Genomic DNA, 11,183 nt, shown 5'->3' with positions numbered 1-11,183 from the left:
GCGAGGAGACGGACATGCCACTGGTGATCGGCGTGGTGGGGCTCGGCAGCCTCGGAGAGGGCCTCACCCGGGTCCTGCTCGCGAACGGGGCCGAGGTCATCGGCGTGGACAGCGACCTCGACGTCCTGTCCCGCGTCCACCGCAGGCTGAACGCTCCCCGGCTGAGCCTCGCGACCGAGCTCGTCGACCTCAAACGGGCCGACCTCGTCGTCGAGGCACTGCCGGAGGACTTCCACACCAAGGAAACCGTGCTGCGCCGGCTGGTCGACCAGTGCGCGCCCGGCACGGTCTTCCTCACCACCACGCCGACCCTCTCGGTGGCGAAGCTCGCGATCGCGTCCGGCGCGCCGGACCGCGTCGTCGGACTGCGCTACTGCATCCCACCGCCGTACGGGCGGCACGCCGGCCTCATCAGCACCGCCATGGCCTCACCCGAGGCACTTCACCTGGCGCGCCAGGCGGCCCGGCTGGCCGGCACCGAGATCACCGATCTCGGCGGCCGGGCGGCCGAGGCCGCCACCGCCCTGCTCCACGCGTGCATGAACCGCACGATCGACCTCGCCGACGCCGGCCACGCGACCGTCGAGGACCTCGACACCGCCGTGAAACTGGGCTGCGGCCTCAAGTTCGGGCCGCTGCACCTGCTCGACCTCATCGGCCTCGACACCGTCAGGAGCACGCTCACCAAGCTCCACGAGACCACCGGCTCCGACTCCTGCCGCCCGAGCCCGCTGCTCGACCGCCTGGTCGAACGAGGACATCTCGGCCGCAAGACCGGCAGAGGCTTCCACCGCTACGACGACCGCGGCGAGATCGTGCCGCCACCCCGCGGCCGCGGCCCCGCCGGCCGCCCCCGCGAGATCCGCGCAGCCGGTGTCGCCGGCGCCGGACTGATGGGCCGCGGCATCGCCGAAACCCTGATCGTGGCGGGCATTCCCACCACGATCGTCGCCCGCACCCCGGACAAAGCCGAAGCCGCGCGGGAACAGATCCGTTCGTCCCTCGACAGACTCGTGCGCAAAGGGAGGATGTCCGGACAGGACCGCCAGGACGTCCTCGCCAGGCTCACCGTCGCCACCGGCTACGAGGCACTGGCCGGCGCGGACATCGTCATCGAAGCCGTCGCCGAGGACATGTCCGTCAAACGCGCTGTCCTGCAAGGAATCGACGCCGTCCTCAAACCCGGCGCGATCATCGCCACCACCACGTCCAGCCTTTCCGTCACCGACTGCGCCAACGCCACCGGCCGCCCCGCCGACGTGATCGGGACGCATTTCTTCAACCCCGCACCGGTCATGAAGCTCGTCGAGATCGTCCGCACCGAACACACCGCCGACGACGTGCACGCCACCGCCCACGCGCTGGTCAAGTGGCTGCGCAAGACCGCCGTCGACTGCCCCGACCGCGTCGGCTTCATCGTCAACCGCGTGCTGTTCCCGTATCTGAACGACGCCGTTCGCCTGCTCGCCCGCACCGACGTCACCGTCGAGGAGATCGACACCGCCGTCGTCACCGCGTTCCACCACCCGATGGGACCTTTCACGCTCCTCGACACCATTGGCCTCGACGTCTCGCTCGCCATTCTGGAGACCCTCGGCGCGGCATCGCCGACCGGCGACCCCGCCCCCGCCGAGGAACTGCGCCAGCTCGTCGCCGCCGGCCACCTCGGGGTCAAAACGGGAAGCGGTTTCCGGGGCGCGCACAAAGGAAAGTGAGGGATTCCCGAGCATTCGATGCCGTAGAACTCCCACCAGACAGCTCGTCGTTCGCAGAGAGGTGGTCATCGCAGATGGCCGAGGAGGTCGGTACGGGACGGCGGCACGTCGCGATCTTCGCGAATCCCTCCCGGGGACAGGCACTACCCGCGCTCGCGGTCATCGAGGAGCTCGTGCGGCGCGGCTACCGGGTCACCTACGCCACCTCGTCCGAGGTCGCCGCCCGGCTCGCGCTCACCGCGGCCACCGAGGGCAGGTGGGACGTGGTGGGCTTCCTCGACGACAGCGCCTCGCCGATCTCCCTGGCCCGCGGGTACTTCGCCGACGACCTGCCCGACCTCGTCGTCTACGACAGCACCGCCGTCGAGGTCGCCAGAGCCGCCGCCGACACCTGGGACGGCCTGCCCGACGACGACTTCGTCGACGCCGAGTTCGGCGAGTTCCTCACCCGGTTCGGGCTCGCGTTCCTGCCCGAGAAACCCAGCCTCTACCGGGTCGTGCCGGGACGCGTGGCCGCGTATTAGCTCACAGGCTGGAACCACCGCGCAATCACCGTGCGCACATTGCGGAATCACCGTGCCAGAATTTGACACTTGCCTCGCGGAGTTTGCGGAGCGGTCACCGGGGGCAATTATCCTCGGCGCAGGTCATCTCTTCGAGCCTGAGGCGGTAGGTGGTGGACGACCAGCCGAGACCCGTCACCGAGCTGTTCGGACGTGAGAGCGCGCTCACCACGGTGGCGCACCACACGACCGCCGCTCGCCGCGGCGCGGGAGGCCGGGCCGTGCTCGTGCGCGGCGCCCGCGGGTCCGGCAAGTCCGCCGTGCTGCGCCTGGCCGCCGGCACCGAGTCCCGCGCCGGCACCACCGTGCTGTCCGCGGTCGGCCGCGGCGAACGCCGGCCCCTCACCGTCGCCCGCCGCCTGCTCGCCGGCGCGGCCGTGCCCGTCCCGGAGCTCACCGACCCGTCCGCCGCCGCCCTGCACCGCGCCTACCTCGGCATGTGGCGCGACGTCGTCGCGCTCGCCGAACGCACACCCGTCTGCCTGGTGCTCGACGACCTGGACGCGTGCGACGACGCGACCGTGCGCTGGGTCGACTTCGTCCTGCGCCGGCTCGGCGGCGAACCGATCAGTCTCGTGCTGTCGCAGACCTCGCCGCTTCCCGCCGACCTGGCCCGCGCGCACGTCGTCGACCTGCAGCCGCTGACCTCGCCGCAGGTCGCCGACATGATCTCCACGACCCTGCACTTCTGCCCGGACGCCGTGTTCACCGGCCTGTGCCTGCGGCTGTCCGGCGGCAACCCGCGCCACCTCACCACCGTGCTCGCGGACATCCGCGCCGCCCGCGCGCTCCGGCAGGAGTCGGTCGCGCTCGTCGCCGCACGACGGCTGCGCGACCAGCCGGAACACCTGCGGGCCATCGCCGCGGCACTGGTGGTCGTCGACCGCGAAGAGCTCGTCGGGCCGCTCGCCGGCGTCTCGGCACGCGTCGCCGAACACGGCATCTCCGCACTGCGCGAGGAGCACCTGCTCGGCGACGGCCTGCCCGACCACGTCCGCGAGTGGTACCGGGCGGGCGTGCTGGACGTGCTCGACCCGGCCGAGGTCGCCGACCTGCGGCGCCGGGCGGCCGTCGTGCTGGACGAGGCCGGGCACGACGTCCGCGCGGTCGCCGACCAGCTCGTGCACCTGCCCGCCGTCGACACGCCCTGGATGTCGCAGGTCCTGCACGAGGCCGCGGCCGGAGGACCACCCCGGGACGCCGCCCGGTACCTGCGGCGCCTGGTCGAGCTGAACCCCGACGACGTCGAGCTGCGGGTCAGCCTCGCGACCGAGCTGTCCCGGCACGACCCGGCGCAGGCCTGCGAGCACCTCGCCGCCGCGTTCCACCGCACCACCGACCCCGACCTGCGGGCCGCCCTGGCCGTCAAGCACGCGCTCACCGGCCGCACCCGCGCGTTCCTGCGACTGGCCAGGGACCCGGCGGTGTCGCCGGACCTGACCACCCTGCTCGACGCGGTGCAGCTGTCGATCGACCTCGACGACGTCCACGCCGTCGCGGCCGCCGTCGCGGGCGCCGTCCCGCCCGAAGCCGGTGACACCACCGCACAACGGTGCCTGCTCGGCGTCGTCGCCGAAGCCACCATGCGCGGCGGCGGGCCGATCGGCACGGCGGTCGGGCACGCCCGCGCCGCGCTCGCCGACCCGGACGCGCTCACCGACTGGTCGATGCTGTCCGCGGCGTCCGTGCTGCGCGTCGCCGGGCACACCGCCGAAGCGCTGACCGTGCTCGACCGGGCCGTCGACGCCTTCTCCCAGAACGGCGACTCGCTCGCCCAGTGCCGATCGCTGGTGCAACGGGCGCTGGTGCACATGTCGCTGGGCGACCTCCCCAAGGCCACGCACGACGCGTCGACCGCCGTCCAGGCCATGCGCGCAGGCGGCTGGCACCTGCCGCGCGCGGTGATCCTGCTCGCCTGGCTGTCGGTGCAGACCGGCCACACCGACCTCGCGGCCCGGCTGCTGGACGAGGTCGACGAGGACGACATCCGGCACCTCACCCCGGTCCACCGCGAATACCTGCGCACCAGCGCGTGGCTCGCGTTCGCGCAGAACGACCTCCCCACCGCCGCGGACCGGATGGCCGCGTGCGCGACGGTGCTCACCGCCACCGGGCTCAGCGACCCCAGCACCCTGCCGTCCTGGACCGACATCGTCCACGTGCTCACCCTCGCCGGGCGCGACGCGAGCGCCGCGATGCGCGAGGTCGACCGGCTGGCCAAGGCCTGGCCGACCAGGGAAGCCGTCGCGTTCTCCTTGCTGGCCAGGGCTTTCACGACCTCGGGACCGGCCGCGCTGGACCTGGCGAAGGCCGCCTCCGACGGGTTCGCCGCCGTGCCGTCGCTGCTGCAGCAGGCACGCGCGGAACTGCTGCTCGGACAGCGGTGGACCGGCGCGGGACAGGCCAGGCAGGCCCGCACCCACCTGCGGGCCGCGGTCGGGCTGGCGTTGCGGGCGGGCAGCAGGACGCTCGCGGACGCGGCCAGGACGATGCTGCACGGCGTCGGCGGCCGGATGCGCGTTCCGTCCACAGCGGACTGCCTGGCGGTGCTGACCGCCAGCGAGCGCAAGGTCGTCGAGCTCGCCGCGGCCGGCGTCACGAACCGCGCGATCGCCGACCACCTGTTCGTCACGCTGCGGACCGTCGAGGTGCACCTCACGCGGGCCTACCGCAAGCTCGGCATCTCCAGCCGCGCGGAGCTCGCGCACGTCCTGGCCTCGTGATGATCCTGCTCGAACGCGCCGGCGCCCTGCGCCGGCTCACCCGCGCCCTGCACCGCGCCCGCGACGGCCACGGCGACCGGATCGTCATCACCGGACCGCTCGGCTGCGGCAAGTCCGCACTGCTCGGCGCACTGCACGAGCGGGCGACCGGCATGCGCGTGCTGACCGCGACCTGCTCGCCGCTGGAACAGGACTTCGCGTTCGGCGTCGCCCGCCAGCTGCTCGACCCCGCACTGGCACGAGCCGGGCAGTCCGCGCAACGCTGGCTCACCGGCACCGCGGGCCTCGCACGCCCCGTGTTCTCCGACGACCTCCCGCCCGAGACCGCGGCCGACACGGTGTTCGCCGTGCAGGAAGCCGCGGTCACCGGGCTCACCGCCCTCACCCGCGCCATGGGCGCCGACCGGCCCACCCTGCTGCTGGTCGACGACCTGCAGTGGGCCGACGACCCGTCGTCGCGCTGGCTCACCGCACTGGCGAAAACCCTGCCCGAGCACCCGATCCTGCTCGTCGCGGCCACCAGGGACGGCGAGCGGGAGGACTTCCGGAGTGCCGAGATCCGGCTCGAACCGCTGTCCCGCCAGGCCGTCGCCGAGCTCGTCGAACACCGCACCGGCCGCCACCCCGACGACGAGTTCGTCACCGCCTGCCACGCCGTCACCGGCGGCAACCCGTTGTTCCTCAACGCGGTGCTGCACCACGTCACCACCCCCACCGCCGACCAGGTCCCGCACGTCCTCGAACTGCGGCCCGCCCGCCTCAAGGAACGGCTCGTGCGCGGGCTCGCGACGCAACCGAAGGACGTGCGGGACCTCGCCAAAGCCCTCGCGGTGCTGGGAGAGGACGACGACCTCGCCGGACAGCTCGCCGGGCTGACCGAGCAGCAGGCCCGCGCGGCACACCGGACCCTCACCCTGGCCGGGTTCGTGATCAGAAGACCCGCCGTCCGCGACGCCGTCGAGGAGTCGATGCCCGTCCGCGAACGCGAGGACTGGCAGGCACGGGCCGTGCGGCTGCTGCACGACAACGGCAGGCCCGCCGAACAGGTCGCGGCCCGGCTCCTCGCGATCACGGCCACCCAGGGCCGCTGGGCGGTCGAGACGCTGCGGGAAGCCGCCGCCACCGCGCTGCGCCGCGGCGCGCCCGAGGTCGCCGCCCGGTATCTGCGCAGGGCGTTGCGGGACGTGCCGGACGACTCCGAGCACCGCGCGCGGCTGCTCGTCGACCTCGCCACCGCCGAACGGTTCTTCGACCCCGCCGCGTCCGTCCGGCACATCTCCTACGCCGTGCCGTTGTTCCGCGACGTCGAGGACCGGGCGGCCGCGCTCGTGCGGATCGCACCCACCGCGCTGGGGCAGGCGCCACGACCCGTGCGCGACCTCATCGACCAGGTCACCGCCGAGCTCGGCGACCACCAGGAGCTCGCCTACCGGCTCGAAGCCCGGCAACGGTACGTGTGGCACTCCGACCCCGCGTTGCTCGCCGACTCCGTCCAGCGCCTCAAGCAGATCGACGGCGGCACACCCGCCCGGCGCGAGCTGCAGATCGTCCTGCTCGACGCCGCCATGCTCACCGCGCGCCTGCCCGCACACGAGGTCGCGGACCTCGCCACCGCCGTGCTCAAGCAGGAACCACCGCACCCGCGGCACGTCCACACCGCGATCCCGTTGCTCATCAAGGTGCTCGCCGCCGCCGACGCCGCGCACGAGGCCGTGCCGTGGCTCGACCGCGCGTTCGGCCAGGCCACCACCACCGTCGAGCAGGCGCTGATCCGCGCCCAGCAGTCGTACGTGCTGATGCACCTGGGCAGACCGGGGGAGGCGCACCGCGCCGCCGAACAGGCCGTCGACCTCGCCGTGCTGGACTGGCGCGGCGACACGACCGCCGCGATCGGGCTCACCGCCGCCGCCATGGAACTGCGCGACCCCGACCTGATCGCCCGGATCCTCGCCTCCCGCCCCGACCGCGAGGAGACGCCCGGCGTCGACGCGGCCTACCGCATGCTGCACGCGGCGGGGGAGGGCCTGGCCGGACGGCACGCCCAGGCGCTGGAACGACTGCTGGACTGCGGCCGCGTGCTCGACAGCGTCGGCTGGCGCAACCCCGTGCTGCTGCCGTGGTGCGTCACCGCCGCCGGACTGCACGCCCGGCTCGGCGACCTCAGCGCCGCACGCGACACCGCCGCCCGGGCCTGGGACCGGGCCGTCGAGTGGGGCGCGCCGGTCGGCATCGGGCGGGCGCTGTCGGTGCTCGGCCGCTACACCCCCGGCCGGCAGGGGCTCGCGATGCTGCACGAGGCCGCCCAGATCCTGCACGCCAACCCGTTCGAACGCGCCAAGGCCCTGCTGCACCTCGGCGCCCGCGAACGCGCCGACGGCGACCCGCAGGCACAACGCCACCTCGACGAGGCACACCGGCTCGCACTCGCCTCCGGCGCGGAAAGGCTCGCCGGAAGAATCGCGCGGGAACTCGACGGTAATTCACCGGGCATTGCCGTGGCACTGACCCGCACGGAGTTCAAGGTCGCCGGGCTGGTCGTCCGAGGACTCACCAACGCCGAAATCGCGGAAGAGCTCGCCGTGACCTCGCGCGCGGTCGAGAAGCACCTCACCAACTCGTTCCGCAAGCTCGGCATCCGCCGCCGCACGGAACTCGCCGCCGCGCTCGCGAGAGCCTTCCCGCCGCCCGCGTAACATCCGCGACACATCTACGAATTTCTTGTGCGCACTTCGCGCACAGTTGAGTCGCACCTCAGTTACCGTGCGGTGCCGTCTCAACCGGCCCGGTAGGTATCTGCCCAGCTCAGCGCGGTGGCACACCATCAGGTGAGACGCACCCGAAACGTCCGACCGAAATACTCGGACGCCTCCCCGAACCCCCCGGCCACCCCTACCACAACATTAGGGGCCACCCCTCACACCTCGTTGACCGCGTTCGGCAGATCTTCCTACGATTCATCGTGTCAAGGCGGGAATCAGGAAATAAACCTAGATCGCCTGGCGACCGCCGCAAGTTTCTCTTCTGCTGCAGTCGCGGAACGCCGAGTCCGAGATCGAGAGGGTTTCTCTCCCATGCACACTGTTGCCGCTGGTTCTCTCGCACCTGACCACACCACCGTCGTTCCCGACGCCGACGTGTTCCGCTCCCTGCTCGAGCGGTCCGGTCTCTGCCTCGCCCGCCTCGACCTCCAGCTGCGCGTCGTCGAGGCCAACGACGACTTCGTCGCCCAGTTCGGGCACTCCCGCGCCACCCTGCTCGGCCGCAGCTTCTACGAGCTGCTGCACCCCGGCGTGCACGGCCCGATGCGCAAGCAGTTCGACCGCCTCGCCGAGGGCCGCCGCGAGCGCTTCGTCGAGCACCTCGCCGGCATCGGCCCCCGCCACGCCGTCTTCACCGGCGACATCACCGGCATCGCCGTCCACGACGCGCACGGTGACCTGGTCCAGTTCGTCGTCGTCGTGAACCCGGAGAAGGGCGAGCAGCCCAACGCCGTCGTCGTCGACCGCAACCGCATCCTCACCGAGCTCGACGCCCGCATCCTGGAGGGCATCGCCACCGGCGAGTCGACCGTGCGGCTCGCCTCGCGGCTGTTCCTGTCGCGGCAGGGCGTCGAATACCACGTCGGCACGATGCTCAAGAAGCTCAAGGCCCCCAACCGGGCCGCGCTCGTGTCCCGCGCCTACAGCCTCGGCGTGCTGAGCGTGGCCAGCTGGCCGCCCCGGGTCTCGGCGGACTACATCAAGTAGGACGGGTCCCAGGTCATGCCGTCTTCGATCGACACGGTGCTGGACCGGGCGGCGGACGCGGCCCGTGAATGGGGCGCGACCAGCCCGGACGACCGCGCGGCCGCGCTCGGCGCCCTCGCCGACGCGCTCGACCGGGAGAGCGGCGAGCTGGTCGCGCTGGCCGAGTGGGAGTGCCGGCTGCCCGGCGAACGGCTGCGCGCCGAGGTGGCCCGCACCACCTTCCAGCTGCGCTCGTTCGCCGAGTACCTGCGTTCCGGCGCGGTCAACGGCGTCGTCATCGACCGCGAGGACCCGCACTGGCCACCCGGACCACGGCCGGATCTGCGCCGCATGCTGATCCCGCTCGGCCCGGTCGCCGTCTTCGGCTCGACGTCGTACCCGTTCGCCTTCTCCGTGGCGGGCAGCGACACCGCCTCCGCGCTCGCCGCCGGCTGCCCGGTCGTCGTCAAGGCGAGCCACAGCTACCCCGACCTCGCCGACCGCACCGCCGAGATCGTCGAGGAAGTGCTCCCCAAAGGCGTGTTCGCGCTCGTGCACGGCCAGCGCCGGGCCCGGCAGCTCGTCCTCGACCCGCGGATCAAGGCCGTCGCGTTCATCGGCAGCTCACGCGTCGGCCGCGAACTGCACCACCTCGCCGCCACCCGGCCCGAGCCGATCCCGTTCTACGGCGGCTTCGGCAGCGTGAACCCCGTGTTCGTCACCCGGCAGGCCGTCCGGGCACGCGGCGCGGAGATCGCGCGCGGGTTCGCCCACGCGCTGGCGCAGCGGAGCGGGCAGCTGTGCACCAAACCCGGACTTGTGGTCGTACCGGAGGACTTCGCCGACGACGTCGCCGCCGAGGTGCGCGCGTTGCGGGCCGAACCGCTGTTCAACAAACTCGTCGCCAAGCGCTTCGAGACCGGCGTGGAGGCGCTGACCGCGTTCCTCGACGTGGTGGTCGAAGGCGGGTCCGGCGCCGGCGGGCACGCACCGACGTTGTTGCGCACCACCGCCGCCGCCATCCTGGAGGGCCACGACGAGGCGCTGTCCGAGTGCTTCGGGCCCGTCGCCGTGGTCGCCACCTACCGCGACAGCCACGAGCTGCTCGAACTCGCCGCCGCGCTGCCCGGGCAGCTCACCGCGACCGTCCAGGGTGAGGACGACGACGTCCTGCCCGAGCTCGTCAGCGAGCTGACCGGGCGGGCCGGGCGCGTCGTGTGGAACCAGTGGCCCAACGACATCGCGACCACACCCGCCATGCACCACGGCGGGCCGTGGCCCGCGACCACGTCCCCGTTCCACACCTCCGTCGGCGTGCGCGCGGTCGAGAGGTTCCAGCGTCCTGTGGTGTTCCAAGGGTTTCCCAGCCGCTTCCTGCCGGAAGTGCTGGCGGACCAACCGTGAGGAAGGTCGGAGAATGCGCGCAGCGGTGGTCGCGGGACTGGGGTCATGGCTCCCGCCGCGAGTGGTCACCAACGACGAGCTGACAGCCAAGCTGGACACCACCGACGAGTGGATCCGGTCGCGGATCGGGGTCGCCACGCGCCACGTGGTCGAACCCGGCATGGCGACCTCGGACCTGTCGGTGCAGGCGGCGCGGCGGGCCCTGCGGTCGGCGGGCGTGCCGGGCGCGGGAGGGGTGATCCTCGCGACCACCACCCCCGACCGGCCCTGCCCCGCGACGGCACCCGAGATCGCCTCGCGGCTCGGCCTCGTCGACGTCCCCGCGTTCGACATCGCCGCCGTGTGCACGGGCTTCGTGTACGGGCTCGGCGTCGGCGCCGGCCTGATCACGGCCGGCATCGCGGACAGCCTCGTCGTGATCGGCGGAGACGCCTACTCCACGATCCTCAACCCGCAGGACCGCACCACGTCCGTCATCTTCGGCGACGGCGCCGGGGCGGTCGTGCTGCGGGCCGGATCCCCGGACGAACCGGGCGCGCTCGGACCGTTCGACCTCGGCTCCGACGGCGAGCTGTCCGACCTGATCACCGTGCCCGCGGGCGGGTCGAGGCAGCGGTCGACGCGCGACATCGTGCCGCACGGCGACAAGTTCTTCCAGATGGAAGGCCGCGAGGTCTTCGCCAACGCGGTCGCGCGCATGTCCGCCGCGTCCCGCAACGCCATCAAGCGGCAGGGCTGGGTCGCGTCCGATGTGGACAGAGTGATCGCGCACCAGGCCAACACCCGGATCCTCGACGCCGTGTCGGCCGAGCTGGACGTGCCGCGCGACAAGTTCGTCTCCAACATCACCGACGTCGGCAACACCTCCGCCGCCTCGATCCCGCTCGCCCTCGCCCACGGCGTGCGGTCCGGTGAGCTGCGGGCAGGCCACAAGGTGCTGCTGACCGCGTTCGGCGGCGGCCTCACCTGGGGTGCCACCACCCTGGTGTGGCCCGACATCAGTCTCTCCGAGTAACCGTGGGAACGACGAACGGCGCATTCGTCCACCTCACG

7 protein-coding genes are annotated in these 11,183 nt (G+C 72.7%); all 7 read left to right on the top strand.

Annotation, left to right across the window (positions count from 1 at the left end):
• Positions 1-14 precede the first annotated feature (14 nt).
• The 7 genes from ABZV40_RS26885 to ABZV40_RS26855 all read left to right on the top strand — a co-directional run bounded on the left by ABZV40_RS26885 (position 15) and on the right by ABZV40_RS26855 (position 11,145).
• The gene (locus ABZV40_RS26885; protein WP_355447071.1) at positions 15-1,715 is read left to right on the top strand and encodes a 3-hydroxyacyl-CoA dehydrogenase NAD-binding domain-containing protein; all 1,701 of its coding nucleotides are present in this window, start codon (positions 15-17) and stop codon (positions 1,713-1,715) included.
• A gap of 74 nt (positions 1,716-1,789) precedes the next feature.
• Positions 1,790-2,239 carry a hypothetical protein gene (locus tag ABZV40_RS26880; protein WP_355447068.1) on the top strand — a complete coding sequence of 150 codons (450 nt, stop codon included), beginning with the start codon at positions 1,790-1,792 and terminating at the stop codon, positions 2,237-2,239.
• A 152-nt stretch (positions 2,240-2,391) separates the two neighbouring features.
• Entirely contained in the window at positions 2,392-5,001 is a 2,610-nt protein-coding gene (locus tag ABZV40_RS26875) for a LuxR C-terminal-related transcriptional regulator (RefSeq protein WP_355447065.1), read from the top strand.
• Positions 5,001-7,694, top strand: a complete 2,694-nt coding sequence (locus ABZV40_RS26870; protein WP_355447086.1) for an AAA family ATPase — start codon at positions 5,001-5,003, stop codon at positions 7,692-7,694. Before ABZV40_RS26875 ends, ABZV40_RS26870 begins: the two co-directional genes overlap by 1 nt.
• Positions 7,695-8,072: 378 nt before the next feature.
• Entirely contained in the window at positions 8,073-8,747 is a 675-nt protein-coding gene (locus tag ABZV40_RS26865; RefSeq protein WP_355447062.1) for a PAS domain-containing protein, read from the top strand.
• 15 nt (positions 8,748-8,762) lie between these two features.
• Positions 8,763-10,130: an aldehyde dehydrogenase family protein gene (locus ABZV40_RS26860; RefSeq protein WP_355447059.1), complete on the top strand. Its 1,368-nt coding sequence runs from the start codon at positions 8,763-8,765 to the stop codon at positions 10,128-10,130.
• A 13-nt stretch (positions 10,131-10,143) separates the two neighbouring features.
• A complete protein-coding gene (locus tag ABZV40_RS26855; RefSeq protein WP_355447056.1) occupies positions 10,144-11,145 on the top strand; it encodes a beta-ketoacyl-ACP synthase III in 1,002 nt (333 codons plus the stop codon).
• The last annotated feature ends 38 nt before the right edge of the window (positions 11,146-11,183 follow it).

The organism is Lentzea sp. NPDC004782 (assembly GCF_040609115.1).
In the GTDB taxonomy this organism is placed as follows: Bacteria; Actinomycetota; Actinomycetes; order Mycobacteriales; family Pseudonocardiaceae; genus Lentzea.
This window is presented reverse-complemented; position numbering and strand designations above follow the sequence as displayed.

Excerpts from the sequence above, each read along its gene's own strand:
- ABZV40_RS26885 (WP_355447071.1), top strand. The coding sequence starts at position 15 with ATGCCACTGGTGATCGGCGTGGTGGGGCTCGGCAGCCTCGGAGAGGGC.
- ABZV40_RS26880 (WP_355447068.1), top strand. The coding sequence starts at position 1,790 with ATGGCCGAGGAGGTCGGTACGGGACGGCGGCACGTCGCGATCTTCGCG.
- ABZV40_RS26870 (WP_355447086.1), top strand. The coding sequence starts at position 5,001 with ATGATCCTGCTCGAACGCGCCGGCGCCCTGCGCCGGCTCACCCGCGCC.
- ABZV40_RS26865 (WP_355447062.1), top strand. The coding sequence starts at position 8,073 with ATGCACACTGTTGCCGCTGGTTCTCTCGCACCTGACCACACCACCGTC.
- ABZV40_RS26860 (WP_355447059.1), top strand. The coding sequence starts at position 8,763 with ATGCCGTCTTCGATCGACACGGTGCTGGACCGGGCGGCGGACGCGGCC.
- ABZV40_RS26855 (WP_355447056.1), top strand. The coding sequence starts at position 10,144 with ATGCGCGCAGCGGTGGTCGCGGGACTGGGGTCATGGCTCCCGCCGCGA.